This window comes from Plesiocystis pacifica SIR-1 (genome assembly GCF_000170895.1).
Lineage (GTDB): Bacteria > Myxococcota_A > Polyangia > Nannocystales > Nannocystaceae > Plesiocystis > Plesiocystis pacifica.
Genome location: NZ_ABCS01000010.1, coordinates 92,952 through 107,607, shown reverse-complemented (window position 1 = coordinate 107,607; position 14,656 = coordinate 92,952). Strand labels below are relative to the sequence as shown.

Sequence of the window (14,656 nt, the reverse complement as noted above, 5' to 3'; positions counted from 1 at the left end):
GGCGTTGACCCTCAACCGCCCCGAGACTAGCCTCTCGGGGTGGCTCGCAAGCAACGCTCGAAGGCCGAGCTCGTCCTCCACCCGGCGCGCATGCGGATCCTGTCCGCCCTCGGTGGGCGCCACGCCACGGCCAAGGAGCTGCGCCGCATGCTGCCGCAGATCCCCCAGGCTAGCCTCTACCGCCACCTCCGCGCGCTCCACGAGGGCGCCGTGCTCGAGATCGTCGAGGAGCGCGAGGTCAACGGCGCCATCGAGCGTAGCTTCGCCGTGCGGGCGGGTCAGGGCCGCCTCAGCCCCGAGGAGCTCGAGCACCTCGGGCCCGACGAGCACCTCGACGCCTTCAACGTGTTCGTGGCCATGCTCGTCGAGTCCTTCGGCGCCTACGTCGAGCGGACGCCCCAGGAGCAGCTCGGGCGCGACGGCGCGGCCTACAACCTGGCGACGCTGTGGCTGTCCGAGGCCGAACGCGCGAGCCTGCACGCGGCCATGGTCGAGCTCGTCGAGGGCGCGCTGAGCCACGAGCCCACGCCCGAGCGGCGGGCCTACGCCCTCGCCTCCGTGGTCATCCCCGATGCCCTCACCCCTTCCGAGCCCTGAGCCCCGGGCCCCCCGCGGGTGCGACCTGCGGTCCACCGCTCGAGTCCGCGGCGGCGCCGCCTGGCTCGAGGCCGGCGACGAGCTGACCACGCCCGCACCACGCCCGGACCATCGCGGTGAACAGCTCGGGGTCCTCGGCGCTCCAGGTGTGGTGGAGCTCCGGAGCGAGGGCCGTGCGGGCCTCTGGAGCGCGGGCGCGCACGTATGCGAGCCCGTCCAGGACCTTCGGCGCCTCCCGGGAGCCCGCGACGACCAGCAGGCGCGACCGGGCCTCCGCGCCGCCCAGCTCGCCCAGGGCCCCGAGATCGAAGGCGAACACCTCGCTGTAGATGCGCCGGACCTCCGCCGGGCGCAGGCGGGTCGCGTCGCGAACGTAGAGCTCGACGGCGTCGGGCGGCAGGCCCATCGCCTTGGCCGAGGCACGCGCGAGGACTCGAGAGCGCATCAGCACCGAGACCAGGCTACTGACCATGCTCCACCACCAGCGGTGGGCGAAGGGCCGCGTCGATAGGCCGCTCGCCACCGTCGAGCGCACGACCTCGGGGTGGCGGGCGAGCACGCTCAGGGCGACGTAGGCCCCCAGCGAGAGCCCGACCACGTGGGCGCGACCGCCCTCGGCCCGCGCTGCGATGAGCTCGGCCACCCGCGCGGCGCTGTCCTCGAAGCTGACCCAGGGCGAGCCGTGGCTGTCCCCGCTCCCGGGCAAGTCGACCGCGAGGCAGTAGTAGTCCGACGCGAGCGAGGCGAGCTGCTCCGCCCACATCCACCGGCTCACGCCCAGCCCGTGGAGGAACACGAGGGCGGGCCGCTGGGGGTCACCGGCTGCCTCGACGAACAAGCCCGCGGTCGTGCTCGCCAGTTGTGTTTTGGAGGTCATGCTCGACATGTCACACATCCTATATCAAAAATGATAAAGGTCGAGCGAAGCGCAAAAACCAACGAGCCCCCACCCGAGCGAGGTCGGGCGAGGGGCCGCCGCGAAGCTTGCTCGTCGGTACGCCTACCTAGCGCTTCTCGAAGCACCCGCGCCCGGGCTGGCACTCCTCGGGCGCGCACAGGCCCTGGTCGGGGCCGGTCACGAAGCAGGTCTTGAGGCACTGGTAGCCGCTCGAGCGGCTGGTGTGGAAGGCGTCGTGGGTCTCCCGGCCGTAGGCGTGCAGGGCCTTGGTGCGCAGGTGCTTGCAGACGGGGCGGGACTTGTCGACGCGGATGAAGTCGGGCATGGCGGTGGGCTCCTCGAGGGTGGGGTGCGGGCTCACTCGGGCAGGGCGAGGCCCGAGGCGCGATGGAGGACCTCGCGGAGCAGGCCCTTGGACATGGGGACTTTGTAGCCGTTGCCGTCGAGGGGGCGGGCCTTGGCGACGGCGGCCTCGGCCGCGCGGGCGAACAGCTCGGCGTCGGGGGCCTGGCCCTCGAGCACCTCGGCGGCCTCGGGGCTGAGCCAGGGGACGGGCGCGACGTGACCCAGGGCCACGCGCACGTCCTTCATCACGCCCGCGTCGACGCGCATGCGCACCGCGGCTTCGACCAGGGGCCAGTCGTGGGACTGCTTCTCGCGCACGGCCCCGTAGGCCGAGCGCATCTCGGCGCCGGCCTTGGGCACGAGCACGGCCTCGAGCACCTCGCCGTCTTCGAGCACGTGCTCTCGGGTCGGGTCGGTCTTGGGCCCGGCGAACAGCTCCTCGATGGGCAGGACGCGCCCGGGGGTGATGGCGTCCTCGGCCGAGGCGCCGCGGAAGGTGCCGACCGTGGCCCCGAGCGCGACCAGGGCCGTCGCCAGGCTCGAGGGGTGGACGATGAAGCTCGGCCCGCCGCCGAGGATGGCGTGGTAGCGGTTGTCCCCGGCGATGGCCAGGCACATGTCCCCGCCCTTTTTGAGGCAGACCAGCTCGCGGTTGCGGTAGTACCAGCAGCGCGGGCGCTGGAGCAGGTTCCCGCCCACGGTCGCGGTGTTGCGGATGCCCGGGGTCGCGGCCTGGCTCGCGGCCTCGACCAGCGCCGCGGCGCCGTCGAGCAGCGCCTCGTTGGCGGCGATCTCGGCGAGGGTCGTCGCCGCGCCCACGCGCCACAGCGCGCCGGAGGGCAGGTTCTCGGGCACGGAGCCGTCGGCCGTCGCGGGGGAGAAGCCCGCGGACTCGGTCACCCCCGCGAGCTCGCCGACGCCGCGGAGCTCGACGAGCAGCTCGGGGTCGTCGAGGCCCTCCTTCATGCGATCCATCAGGTCGATGCCGCCGGCGCGGAAGCTTCGACCTTCGGGCTTGGCGACGACCAGATCGCGGGCCTGGGTCAGGGACTCGGGACGAATGAGCGCAAAGGGTCGCATCACTTGCTTGCCTCGGAGTTGGAGCTGGAGTTGGCCGCGGCCTCGAGGGTCTCGAGCACCTTGCCGGGGGTGATGGGCAGGGAGCGGACGTGGGCCCCCAGGGCGTCGCCGACGGCGTTGGCGATGGCCGCCGCCGTCGGGATGGTCGCGGGCTCGCCGATGCCGTAGCTGCCCGTCGAGTTGTTGCCGCTGGCGACCTCGGTGAGCACGATCGAGATGTCCGGGCAGTCCTTGATGCCGCAGGCCTTGTAGCCCTCGAGGTTGGCGTTGAGCACAACCCCCAGGCCCGGGTCGAGGACCCGCTGCTCCATGAGCGCGTAGCCCACGCCCAGGATGATGCCGCCGTTGATCTGCGAGCGCAGGGTCATCTCGTTCATGACCCGGCCGCAGTCGTGGAGGGCGAGGATCTCCGAGCAGCGGACCACGCCGGTCCAGGTGTCGACCTCGACGGCGGCGAACTGGGCCCCGGCGATCTGCGGGGTCGGGTAGCCCGGGAAGGACTTGGGGAAGGCGCCGTAGGTGCGCGGGCGCGAGGCGGTGGCGACGACGGCCTCGCCCTCGATGGCCTTGCACAGCTCGGCCCAGCTCAGGGTCTGGCGACCGACGCCGACGCCCTTCTCGGTCCACTTGAGGCGCTTGACCGACGCGCCCTCGAGGGCCCGCGAGGCGATCATCGCCAGCTCGGCCTTGGCCGCCTCGGCGGCGTTGCGCACGGCCGGGGCGATGGACGAGGTGGTCTTGCTGCCGCCCGAGCCCACGCCGGGCCCGAACGCGCTGTCGCCGATGTCGACGCGGACGTCAGCGAGCGGACGCTGGAGCACCTCGGCGGCGACCTGGGCCATGACGGTCCCGATGCCGCCGCCGATGTCCTGGACGCCGCACTTGACGGCCACCTTGCCGTCGCGGGCCACGGACACGGTCACGCGGGCGTCGGGGCCCCCGAAGTCGCCCCAGATGGACACCGCGCAGCCGACCCCTCGGCGGATCCGGGTGTTGCGGCTGCGCAGGTCGGCGGCCTCGCGGCGGCGCTCGTTCCAGGCGAAGCGCTCGCGGCCCAGCTCGAGCTGCCAGCGGCGCACGGGGTGGGTGTCGTGGGCCAGGCGCACGTCGATGGGATCGCGGCCCAGCTGGCGCGCGAGCTCGTCGATGGCCGACTCCATGGCGAAGGCGCCTTGAGGATGGCCCGGGGCGCGGAAGGCTACGGCCGGGCCGGCGTGGGTGAACACGTCCGCGCTCTCGACGAGCACGTCGGGGACCTTGGTGTAGATCGCCGAGGCGTTGCGGCCCACGCCCGCGCCCGTGCCGATGCCGGCGGAGCCGTGGGCGGTGACGTGGATCGCCGTGATCGCGCCGGTCTTGGGGTTGGCCCCGAGGCGCACGGTCTGGATCGAGTCCGGGCGGTTGCCGGTGCACAGGTGCTCTTCCTGGCGGTCGAGCATGATCTTGACCGGCGCCTTGGCCGTGCGCGCGAGCTCGCCGGCCGCCTTGGCGATGGCCGAGCCCGGCGCGTTGGCGCCGAACTTGGCCCCGAAGCCGCCGCCGAGGAACTCGGTGATGACCCGGACCTTGGCGGGCTCGAGGCCAAACACGGCCGCGACCTCGTCGCGCACCCCGAAGATGGCCTGGGTCGACGCCCACACCGTGACCGCGTCCTTGGCCTCCCAGCGGATCATCAGGCCGTGGGTCTCGAGGGCGCTGTGGGTGTGGCACTGCGTCTCGTAGGTGGCCTCGAAGCTGGCCTTGGCGGCCCTCAAGGCTCGCTTGGCGTCGCCGCGCTTTTGGCTGCGGCCCGGGCGGATGTTGCCCTGAAGCCTGCCCGCGGCCTTCTCGGCCCCGGGCTCGTCGGCGCCGGTGCGCTTTTCTTCGACGGCGGCCGCGTGGACCACCGGCGCGCCGTCACGCATGGCTCCGCGGGTGCTGGCGACGAAGGGCTGGAGCTCATACTCGACGGCGATGGCCTCGAGCGCCGCCCGGGCCTGCTCGGGGCGCTCGGCCGCGACGGCGGCGATGTCCTGGCCGGCGAAGATCATCCGGTCGCCGGCCTTGGCCATGGCGTGGACCGCCCGGACCCCGGGGGCCTTCTCGGCGCCGCTCAGATCGATGGACTGGATCACCGCGCAAGGATGGGGCGAGCGCAAGATGGCGCCGTGGAGCATGCCCTCGACGCGCACGTCGTGGGTGTAGCGGGCCTCGCCGCTGACCTTGAGCGGCCCGTCGATGCGCGGCACGGCCCGGCCGACGACCTTGGTCTTGACCGTCGCGTCCCAGGGCTTGGGCTCGCCGTCGGGGACCTCGATCTTTTGCTTCGACAGCTGCTTGCCGTAGCCGAGGGAGAGGGTGACCTTGGTGCTCACGCCGCACCGCCCTTCTGGGCGCGCGCCGGCTTGCTGCCGTCTTCACCCAGGGCGATGCGCTCGGTCGGGACCCGATCGACGCGCTCGCCCTTGGCGACCGAGAGCACGGCCGCGACGACGTGGGGGTAGGTGCCGCAGCGGCACAGGTTCCCGGCCAGGCCGTCCTCGACCTGCGCCGCGGTCATGCCCGCGGCCTTGCCCGGACCCCCGCCCTTGCGCAGCAGCGCGCTCGCGCTGATCAGCATGCCGGAGGTGCAAAAGCCACACTGGAGGGCGTCGTGGTCGACGAAGGCCTGCTGAAGCGCGCTGAGCTCCCCGCTCGCGCCCAGGCCGGCGACCGTGGTCACCTCGGCCCCGGCGACGTCGTGGGCCAAGAGCATGCAGCTGTTCCGGGCGACGCCGTCGACGAGGACCATGCACGCCCCGCAGGCTCCGCGGTCGCAGACCACCTTGGTGCCGGTCGCGTCGAGGTCCAGGCGCAGGAGCTCGAGCAAGGTCGTGCGCGCCTCGGCCTTCGTGTCGACGGCCTTGCCGTCGAGGGTGAAGTTCAGCGGCGCTGCGTCGAGGCCAAAGGCGCCGCTCGTGTCGGGGCCCAGGTCGACGGCCGGCGCTTCGAGCTCGCCGTCTTGGACCTTGCAGCTGGAGTTGACCAGGGCGGCCGCCGTACCAGCGACACCCAGGCGTCGAAAGAGGCCGCGCCGGGTCAGGCCCTCGCCCGCGCCCTCGCCCTCCGATGGTGAGCCGCCGCGCTCGCGACGACCCATGCGTTTCGAGTCCACCATGCGCCGGGAGGGTATCACCGCCCGATGCGCCTGCGGGCCTCCGGGTGCTCCCGAGCGAAGTCCACGCTCGCCTGATCGAGGAGGGCCCGCTGCACGATCCAATCGGGCAAGGGGTGCCCCTTCGCCTCGGCTTCGGCGGCCGCGTCGAATACGAAATTCAAATCCTCCTGTGCGCCCTCGAGGTCTTCGAGGCGCATCCGCATGTGGGCGCGACGCATGTGAAACAAGGGCTGCTCTGGCCGCAATTCGATGGCCCGATCGAAACTTTTCAAGGCCTCGCGCGGGTCTCCTATCTCGTCCTGGACCATCGCCAGGTTGTAGTAGTGCACCGGCGAGGGTTCGCTGCGATGCGTCCGCGGCCAGGCACCCTGAGCCGCGACGAGCACGGCGACGACCAGCAGCCAAGCGCGCGGCGATCCGCCCGCCTCCGACTCGCCCCCGCGCCAGCGTCGAAGCAGGGCGACGACGGCCGCGACCCCAGGGCCCGCGACCAACGCAGCCGGGACGATGAGCGGCAGGCGGTGCTGCGAGGAGGTGAAGAACAACAAGTTGGCAGCGAGCGGCGCGAGCAGCAGACCCGCGAGCAGCCAGGCGAGGCCGCGGCGACCGGCCACACTTGCGAAGGCCTCGTGCAGCGGGGCCTCGTCCTCGGGGCGCCAGCGCGGCCCCTCGCCAGGGCGAAAGACCACCCCAGCGCCGATCAGACCCAGCGCCACGAGCAGCGCGAAGGGGACGCCCACGCGGTGGGCCCAGGGGATCAGCTCGCGCTCCCCGAGCCAGTCGTAGTCCTGGCTCAGCTGATCGTTGCCCACGCTCAGCCACAGCTTGTGGACCTCGAGGCGGGCGAAGTCTCCGGGGTTCTCGGCGATCCACGCGAACGCCCGGGCGTAGAGCGCGTCGCCGATCGCCCGGGCCTGCGCGCGCTCGTCGAGCTCCGTCGAGATCTCGAGGGCCTCGGCCAGCTCGCTGCTCTCCGTGCCCAAGCGCGCGCTGAGCAGGCCGCCGTCGTTCCACACGCCCTTCGACTTCGGGTTGTTGCCGATGAAAAAAGAGGTCCCGCCGCCGTGCACGGGCTGGACGTCGGGGTAGCCCGTGACCGCGTAGTTGCGCGCGGCCATGGGCGCGAGGGCGAGGCTCGAGCCCAAGAGCAGCGCGCCGACTCCGAGCGCCCGCGCCTTCGTCCCCTCTTCGCGCAGGCACGCGACCACGGCCATGACGGCGAAGGGCACCGCGAGGATCATGTTGGGCCGGGCGAGGACGGCGAGCCCCGCAGCCGCACCGAGGGCGAGGCTCGCCCCGAGCACCCGCCGGAGCCGGCGCTCGGGCTCCCGGCTCAGGCCGATGAGCACCCCGGTGAAGGCCACGAACATCAGCAGGTTCGCGCAGATCCCCAGCTCGGCCGAGAGGTACTTGTTCTCGTAAAAGGACAGGCCCGGGTGCAACAGCAGCGCCAGCGTCCCGTAGGTCGCCGCCCGCGGACCCCACAGCAACTTGCTGCGCCGGTGCACGAGGACCAAGACCCCCGCGCCGAGCAGCAGCTGGACGATGAGGCCCAGGCTCGACCACGGGCGGATCGCCATGCCCAGGGTCAGCAGGTAGGCGTAGGCGCCCTGCAGGTAAAAGGGCCGCGTGCCCAGGGGCGGGCGCTCGAGGATGTCGAGGGCCGCCTGCTCGTAGACCGCCCCGTCGGAGAAGGTGCCGAGGGCGAAGGGGACCTCGCCGAGGTAGGTCGCGTGGTAGGCCACGCGGTAGACCACCGCGATGAACATGAGCAGGGAGAGCAGCCGGCCCAGCTCGTCCCGCGGCGCCTCAGCCCCAGTCCCGGCCCCAGCGTCCGCGGCCGGCGTCGACGCGGCCTCCCCTGACGGCTCCCCCACCGCGCCGAGCATACCCCGAGCTTGGAAGACAACCTCGCCCAACGCTCCCCAGAACGGTAAACTGGCGCGATGACGAGCCCGTCCAGCTGGCCCGCGGGACAAGCCCCCAGCGAAGCCGCGGTTCAGGCCGTCCACGAGCGCTACCAGGTCGAGGTCGTCGAGGGCCTCGGCCTGTGCCCCTTCGCCCGTCGGTCCCGGGAGCTCGGCCGCGTCCACCGGCCGACCTACATCGCCGTCGACGACCAGGACTGCGTCGAACCACGCGAGGTCGCGGAGGATCTCGCCGCGCTGATCCGGGCCCGCGCGGACACGGAGATCGTGCTGCTCACCTTCCCCGTCCCGCCCGCGCACCCGTGGCGGGACCCGGCTCGCTTCGAAGAATTCCTCAAGGCCCTCCGCCCGATCTGGGACGCGCTCGCGCCGAGCGAATTCTTCATGGTCGCCTTCCACCCCGAGCTGCGCCCGCCCGCCGACCGCCCGCTCAACCGTGACTCGCTGGTCTCCCTGCTACGCCGCAGCCCCGACCCGGTGATCCAGTGCGTCAACGCGACGATCCTCGAGGACGTGCGGGCCCAGGCCCAGGCGAGCGCGCGCGAGCGCATGCTCCGGGAGCTCGAGGCCAAGGATCCGGCCCTCGCGGCCCTGTTCGCCCGCTCGATTCAGCCCGACCCCGAGCTGTCCTCGGACATCGCCAAGCAGAATTTTCGCAACCTCGGCGACGCCGAGGGCCTCGCTCGCCTCGACGCTGCGGTCGCCGCAGTCCTCGACGAGCGGAACCGGCGGTATGGACTCGAGTAGCCGACTGGCGCCTCGGAGGAGACTGGGCGCTCTCGGTTGGAGTCCATCGGAGCGCAGGCATCATGCGTCGCGTCTTCGAAACGCCCACGTTGTCCATTGCGCTTTTGGCAAAAGACCCATCTTTTTGATGGGCTGTGGGCCAAGATCCCGACATCGCTCGGCTTCTCCAGCACCTTCGGCGAAAAACCAGCAGCCGGCGTCACTTGGGATGGGTAGCGACAGCGTCCTCGACCGAAAGACCACTGCGCGCGTCGATGAGCCTCGTGATTCGCATGAACCCGCCGATCGTCACCTGCTCGCCATGTATGCCGATTCACAGCTTCGCGCGCTCGACTGGTAGGGCGATCAAACGTGAGCACGCGGGGCTTTTACTCGGGCGCGTTCGCTGGCATGAATGCGCCCATGACCACGCTCGCCACGCAACGCCTCACCGGCATCACCCTGGCCCTCGGCCTCATCTGCACCGCCTGCGGCGGCTCCGACGAGACGTCGGGCTCCTCGGACAAGACCGAGGACAAGGCCGGCGAGGACAAGGCCGGCGAGGACAAGGCCGACGCCGACAAGGCCGGAGACGCCAAGGCCGGAGACGCCAAGGCCGGAGAGGACAAGCCCGCCGCCGAGGGGGACAAGCCCGCCGAGGGGGACAAGCCCGCCGCCGCGGCTGCCCCCGCCGCCGGCGCTGGCCCGGCCTACTTCGCCGTCAACATGAAGGGCATCGCCAAGCTCGACGTCGACGGCACCTGGTCGATGCTCGCCGAGAACAACAACCAGCTGATCTCGGACATGTTCATCGGCCCCGACGGCCAAGTCTACCTGATCGACTACCAGGGCCTGCACAAGATCGCCGACGGCAAGCTCGAGAAGGTGCTCGAGTTCGGCTACAAGGACATCGGCTCCGTCAGCCACCTCGCCATGGTCAAGGGCGGCGACCTGTGGGCCGTCAACTACAAGGGCGTCGGCAACTACACCGGCGGCGCCTGGACGCTGACCGAGAAGGAGAAGATCGACGGCGTCGACATGCTCACCGACGTGGCCGTGGCCGGCGACGGCACGCCCTGGATCTCCGGGTCCAAGACCGTGCTCAAGCGCAACGGTGAGGCCTGGGAGGCCGTCGACCTGTCGAGCCTCGGCGACAACCCCTACATCTTCCGCCTGGGCACCGCCCCCGACGGCACCGTCTACGGTCAGACCAGCCGCGAGCTCGTGCAGTTCGGCGCCGAGGTCAAGAAGATCGCCATCAACTCGAAGAACTTCATGGGCTACAGCGCCGCGATGGAGTTCGGGCCCAACGGCCAGGTCGCCGTGTCCTCGAGCCTGTGCGACCTCGCCCGCCTCGACCCCAACAACCCCGACGAGGTCTGGCTGATGAGCAAGGACGACCTCGACTGCCTCAGCTTCCAGGGCCTGGCCCTCGACGGCCAAAACCGCGTGTGGATCTCCTCCCGCGAGGGCCTGAGCGTCGTCGGCGAGGACAAAAAGCCCACCGAGTACGGCACCGGCACCATCATGGAGCTCGTCGGCAACGTCAGCCACATCGTCGTGGTCGGCTCCGGCCCGACCCTGCCCGCGGCCGGAACCGCGCACACGGGCGGCGTGACCGGCAAGGTCCTCCAGGACGGCACCGCCATCGCCGGCGCCAAGATCGAGATGTGCCCCTCGCCGCAGATCTTCGGCAGCGGCTCGCCCTGCTCGACCTCGAAGATCAAGTTCGAGGGCACCACCACCGACAAGGGCGAGTTCACCTTCGAGAACGTCCCCCTGGGCGACTACAACGTCGCCGTCGAGATCGACGGCAAGTGGCGCTCGAACTACATCCCGAGCTTCGCCACCAAGATGAAGGAAGGCCAGACCTACGACGTCGGGGCCGTGACCTACTCGAAGATGTGAATCGGGCGCAGGCGGCCAGCCGTGGCTGAGCCGCCATCGCCAACGCGTGGAGGGGCCCCGTTGGGGGCCCTTTCTCGTGGTTCGCTTGCCGCGGCCTCGGGCCCCGCGTTATGTCCATGGTGTGCCATCTCTGGCCATGGTGCTCGCAGGTGCGACCCTCGGGTTGTTGATGGGCGACCCCCCGACGACGCCGGAGGCTCCCCCCCCCAGCGTGGTCGAAGCCCCGACCTACGTCGAGGCGACACCCGAGGGGGCCGATCGTCCGGCTCCTTCGGACCTCGAGCAGGTCCGCGCGCGGCAGCTGCGGATCGTCGCGGGCGGGATGTTCATGACCCGACCGCAGCTCGACCATGCCACCAGCGTCGACGGCACCAGCGCCAGCGTCCCCGGCGACTACTGGACCAACTACGCCTACCACGTGCGGCTGCGGGCCCGGCTGGGCTTCGACGCGGGGGCCGTGGGCCTGCGCATCGAGCCGCAGGTCGCGCGCACCATGGGCCACTCGAACACCAGCGAGGGCGAGAGCGGCCGCGGCATCGGTCCCGCGCGCGATGGACTGCACCAGGCCTACCTCGACTACTCGAGCCCGCTGGCCACGAAGGGCGGAGACACCGTCGCGCTCCACCTTCGAGTGGGCCGGCAAGAGCTCAACGTGGGCACCAGCCACGTGTACGGACCCGCGCCCTGGGCCGCCGGCATGCGCTCGTGGGACGGACTGCACCTCCACCTCGAAGGCGAGCGCGGCGGGCTGCGGATGTTCGCAGGCTCCCTCGCCCACCCCTTCCTGAGCGCCCCCCAGTCCCTCGGCGACCACCTCGGTGATGCGCTCGAGCTGACCTGGATCGGCCAAGGCTACTGGACCTTCGGTCCGGCCGCGACCGTCGAGCTCGGGGTGTTCGGAAACCACTCCCACGGGGGAGCGGGGCTGTCCGAGAGTCAGCGCGACATCTACACGCCCAACCTCACCCTCAACGGGGAGATCTACGAGGGCCTGCGCTACCACGTGGAGGGCCACCTGCAGCTCGGCTGGTACGACAACACCGCCCGCCAAGTCCACCGCGCGGGTCAGGCCATGGGCAAGCTCAGCTACCGCTCGCCCGTACTCGGAGGGCGCGGAGCGTCGTCTGAAAACTCCGAAGATCCATCCGCGCGTCCCCCTCGGCGGACGCAGATGCGCGCGGGCGGATGGTTGGGGGTCGACTACGCCAGCGGCGGCGGCTGCTCTCGCACGGAGAACGACTCGGTCGTTTGCAACGCGGACATCCACCGAGACTTCTACTCGCCCTGGATGGCGCGGCACGGCCACTTTGGGTGGGGCGACCGCTTCTGGGCGAGCAACGTGATCGACGCCTTCATCGGACCCAAGTTCGAGCTCGCCCTCCCCTCGGCCAAGCAGTCCTTCGAGTTCCTGGCGGCCAACCATTTCTTCGCCTTCGCGGATCCCACCGGCCAATGGCGAGACACCGGGGAAGGCCCCATCGGAACCCCCGACCCCGACAACCGCAACCGCAAGGCCGCCAACGAGGTCGACATGCGAGTTCGGCACGTGTGGAAGACCTCCGAGCTGACCCTGACCTCGGACCTGGGCTACGTCGTGGTCGCCAACCTGTCCGGGGGTCGCAAGATAAGCGGAGAGCGCCTTCGCCAGCGGCTCTATTTGATGATCGTGCTCAACTGGTGAGGTCGTCGCGGGCTCATCCGTCGGCGAATACCTCCTCGGCTGAGGTGGCCGTCAAAATGCGTTGGATGAGCGCCTCGACGCTGGTGGATTCGCATCGGCGCAAGCGCTCCGTCCACGGGACGGTGGGGGGTCCGAACTTGAAGTCGAGCATCTGGACGAGGACTTGGCTTCGACCTTCCTCGAAACCGACAGCCCGGCCCTCTCGCTGCCCTTCCAAACGACCCTCTCGCTGCCCTTCTCGCTGCCCCTGCTCACGCCCGCGCTGAAGGGCCTCACGGCATAGCTGTTCTGCAATCGTCATCGTCATGGCCTCGACCTCCGGGATGTGGTGCGCGACGAAGCGGTGGAACTCCTCGAAGTCCATCTCGCTACCCACGAGGGCCACGTAGCGAAGGAGTTGAGCGAGGTCGCGTTCGCCGTGGTCATAGTCGAGCAGGGCGATGATTTGATCCCGCCAGTCGAGCAGCCGATGAACGAGGCGCTCGGGGGAGCGGGCATCCCGGAGCAGCCACAGGGTCAGGGCCGGCAGCGGGTGCGCATGGCGAGCGCGCAGCTCGGCGTCGGCCCGGCGGCCCAGGTCCTCCACGATGAGGGGGCAGCGAGGCAGGTGGGCGGCGATGGGGGCGAGCGTACGGACTGGTTCGGGGAACAGCTCCACCAAGCTCCGCGGCCCCGTCCAGCCCTTCGCCGCGTGGCTCAGCACGACGCAGAACACCGGCGGCAAGGCTCCGCCGTGGCGCTTGCGATGGCGCTCCCAGATGCGCACGCGGTAGCCCAGGACCCTCAAGGGCATGGTCGTGTCCACCCGGCTCTGATGCTCGATGTGGAGGTAGACCACCCGCGCCCCATCGCCGGCCCCAGGCCCCTCGAGCGCGGTCGAAAAGAGCAGGTCCGTCCGCCGCTCGCCCAGACTCGACGACACCAGCTCGTTGGCCGCGGGGCGGAGCCTCGACCAGTCGATGAGCGCGGCGAGCTCTCGGGGCAACGCGCTGCGCAGCAGGCTCCCCGCGTGGGAAGGGTGCTCGAAGGTCGCCCGGAACAGGGCGTCGTGGGGGCGGGAGGTCACGGACTCCCAGCCCTGACACGAAGCGATGAAATCGTCCAATCACCGAGCTGGCCGGCCAGCAGCCGGGCCACTCGGCTCAGAGACCCAGCTCTCGCATCTTTCGCCACAGCGTCGTGCGGCTGATCCCGAGCAGCTCCGCCGCCTGGCTCTTGAGCCCGCCCGCGATCGACAGCGCCTCGAGAATCCGGGCCTTCTCCTCGTCCTCCGGGCTCATCCCGTGGGACGCCCGAGAGCTGCGCGGCGGCGGCTCCCCCCGGAGCTCCGGAGGCAGCTCGTCGAGGGTCAGGACCGGGCCCTCCCCGATGGCGAAGGCGTACTCGAGCACGTTGCGGAGCTCGCGGACGTTCCCGGGCCAGGGGTAGGCGAGCATGCGCGCGTGGGCGTCGGGGGCGATGGCCTCGACGCGCCGGCGCGGCGGCAGGTCGTCGGGCTCACCGGACTCACCGGGCTCGTCCCCGGCCCTGGCCTGCTCGTTGAACACGCCGATGAAGTGCCAGGTCAGCGCCTCGATGTCGCCGTCGCGCTCGACGAGGGGCGGGAGGAAGAGCGGGACGATGCGGATGCGATACATCAAGTCCTCGCGAAAGCGCCCGGCCTCGAGCTCCTCGCGCAGGGACTTGTTGGTCGCCGCGAGGAGGCGAAGGTCGACGGACACCGGGTCCGTGCCGCCGACGGGCACGAAGGTCCGCTCCTGCAACACGCGGAGCATGCGGGCCTGGATGTCCAGGGACAGCTCGGCGACCTCGTCGAGGAAGACCGTCCCCCCGTCGGCGAGGGCGAGCACGCCGCGGCGATCGCGGATCGCCCCCGTGAACGCGCCGCGCACGTGCCCGAACAGCTCCGAGGCCGCCAGCTCCGGGGTCAAGGTCGCGCAGTTGATGGCCTGAAAGGCCTGGTTGCGACGTCGCGACAAGCGGTGAATCGCCGCCGCGACCAGCTCCTTGCCCGTGCCGGTCTCCCCGCGGATGAGGATGCTCGCGTCGCTGCGCGCGGCCCGACGCATGAGCTCGAAGAAGGCCCGCATCTGCGGCGAGACCGTGACGATGCCGTGGAAGTCCTCGACCTCGAGCGCGGCGGGGACGGGGATGGGGTCCGGACTGTGGGTCGAGGCGGGCACTGGCAGGCCCGACCATACACTCGGGGCGCGAGCGATGCCCGCCGCGCACGGCGTTCGCCCCCGTTGCACCGCCGCTCCAGCGCGGTGAAACGGCCCCCGCGAGCGCAGGCCCAGGCGCCCTCGGAGGCCCCATCCAGGGCCGGCCCGAGCTGGCCCGGAGCCTGCAATGCCTGC

The 14,656-nt window shown here is 71.1% G+C and carries 12 protein-coding genes; 4 read left to right on the top strand and 8 right to left on the bottom strand.

Annotated elements, in window-relative coordinates; all coding sequences use genetic code 11:
* Window positions 1-39: 39 nt before the first annotated feature.
* Window positions 40-597, top strand: coding sequence for a helix-turn-helix domain-containing protein (locus PPSIR1_RS07355; protein WP_006970381.1), 558 nt, complete (start codon window positions 40-42; stop codon window positions 595-597).
* On the opposite strand, the gene PPSIR1_RS07350 is transcribed toward PPSIR1_RS07355, so the two are convergent.
* From PPSIR1_RS07350 to PPSIR1_RS07325, 6 genes are all read right to left on the bottom strand, one after another.
* Window positions 578-1,483: an alpha/beta fold hydrolase gene (locus tag PPSIR1_RS07350; RefSeq protein WP_006970380.1), complete on the bottom strand. Its 906-nt coding sequence runs from the start codon at window positions 1,481-1,483 to the stop codon at window positions 578-580. The two genes, PPSIR1_RS07355 and PPSIR1_RS07350, sit on opposite strands and share 20 nt — an antisense overlap.
* Window positions 1,484-1,601: 118 nt before the next feature.
* Window positions 1,602-1,856, bottom strand: coding sequence for a hypothetical protein (locus PPSIR1_RS07345; RefSeq protein WP_006970379.1), 255 nt, complete (start codon window positions 1,854-1,856; stop codon window positions 1,602-1,604).
* Window positions 1,853-2,920 (bottom strand): FAD binding domain-containing protein, encoded by a 1,068-nt coding sequence (locus tag PPSIR1_RS07340; RefSeq protein WP_006970378.1) that lies wholly within the window; start codon window positions 2,918-2,920, stop codon window positions 1,853-1,855. The genes PPSIR1_RS07345 and PPSIR1_RS07340 overlap by 4 nt, the downstream gene beginning before the upstream one ends.
* Window positions 2,920-5,274: a xanthine dehydrogenase family protein molybdopterin-binding subunit gene (locus PPSIR1_RS07335; protein ID WP_006970377.1), complete on the bottom strand. Its 2,355-nt coding sequence runs from the start codon at window positions 5,272-5,274 to the stop codon at window positions 2,920-2,922. Before PPSIR1_RS07335 ends, PPSIR1_RS07340 begins: the two co-directional genes overlap by 1 nt.
* Window positions 5,271-6,056, bottom strand: a complete 786-nt coding sequence (locus tag PPSIR1_RS07330; protein ID WP_198154476.1) for a (2Fe-2S)-binding protein — start codon at window positions 6,054-6,056, stop codon at window positions 5,271-5,273. The genes PPSIR1_RS07335 and PPSIR1_RS07330 overlap by 4 nt, the downstream gene beginning before the upstream one ends.
* A gap of 14 nt (window positions 6,057-6,070) precedes the next feature.
* Window positions 6,071-7,933 (bottom strand): tetratricopeptide repeat protein, encoded by a 1,863-nt coding sequence (locus PPSIR1_RS07325; RefSeq protein WP_157595287.1) that lies wholly within the window; start codon window positions 7,931-7,933, stop codon window positions 6,071-6,073.
* A 69-nt stretch (window positions 7,934-8,002) separates the two neighbouring features.
* Here PPSIR1_RS07325 and PPSIR1_RS07320 point away from each other — a divergent pair, with 69 nt between their 5' ends.
* The 3 genes from PPSIR1_RS07320 to PPSIR1_RS07310 all read left to right on the top strand — a co-directional run bounded on the left by PPSIR1_RS07320 (window position 8,003) and on the right by PPSIR1_RS07310 (window position 12,299).
* Complete coding sequence (locus PPSIR1_RS07320) at window positions 8,003-8,731, top strand: DUF1415 family protein (RefSeq protein WP_006970374.1); 729 nt, start codon at window positions 8,003-8,005, stop codon at window positions 8,729-8,731.
* 402 nt (window positions 8,732-9,133) lie between these two features.
* Entirely contained in the window at window positions 9,134-10,618 is a 1,485-nt protein-coding gene (locus tag PPSIR1_RS07315; RefSeq protein WP_045115545.1) for a carboxypeptidase-like regulatory domain-containing protein, read from the top strand.
* A 211-nt stretch (window positions 10,619-10,829) separates the two neighbouring features.
* Window positions 10,830-12,299: a hypothetical protein gene (locus PPSIR1_RS07310; RefSeq protein WP_157595286.1), complete on the top strand. Its 1,470-nt coding sequence runs from the start codon at window positions 10,830-10,832 to the stop codon at window positions 12,297-12,299.
* 13 nt (window positions 12,300-12,312) lie between these two features.
* Here PPSIR1_RS07310 and PPSIR1_RS07305 read toward each other — a convergent pair whose 3' ends face one another.
* Together PPSIR1_RS07305 and PPSIR1_RS07300 are read right to left on the bottom strand one after the other, a co-directional pair.
* Window positions 12,313-13,365 carry an Rpn family recombination-promoting nuclease/putative transposase gene (locus PPSIR1_RS07305; RefSeq protein ID WP_157595285.1) on the bottom strand — a complete coding sequence of 351 codons (1,053 nt, stop codon included), beginning with the start codon at window positions 13,363-13,365 and terminating at the stop codon, window positions 12,313-12,315.
* A gap of 76 nt (window positions 13,366-13,441) precedes the next feature.
* Window positions 13,442-14,482 carry a sigma-54 interaction domain-containing protein gene (locus PPSIR1_RS07300; protein WP_006970370.1) on the bottom strand — a complete coding sequence of 347 codons (1,041 nt, stop codon included), beginning with the start codon at window positions 14,480-14,482 and terminating at the stop codon, window positions 13,442-13,444.
* Between the last annotated feature and the right edge of the window lie 174 nt (window positions 14,483-14,656).

What these genes read in the sequence shown, in the direction of transcription:
- PPSIR1_RS07340 (WP_006970378.1), bottom strand. Translation starts at nt 2,920, where the DNA reads ATGCGACCCTTTGCGCTCATTCGTCCCGAGTCCCTGACCCAGGCCCGC.
- PPSIR1_RS07330 (WP_198154476.1), bottom strand. Translation starts at nt 6,056, where the DNA reads ATGGTGGACTCGAAACGCATGGGTCGTCGCGAGCGCGGCGGCTCACCA.
- PPSIR1_RS07350 (WP_006970380.1), bottom strand. Translation starts at nt 1,483, where the DNA reads ATGTCGAGCATGACCTCCAAAACACAACTGGCGAGCACGACCGCGGGC.
- PPSIR1_RS07315 (WP_045115545.1), top strand. Translation starts at nt 9,134, where the DNA reads ATGACCACGCTCGCCACGCAACGCCTCACCGGCATCACCCTGGCCCTC.
- PPSIR1_RS07320 (WP_006970374.1), top strand. Translation starts at nt 8,003, where the DNA reads ATGACGAGCCCGTCCAGCTGGCCCGCGGGACAAGCCCCCAGCGAAGCC.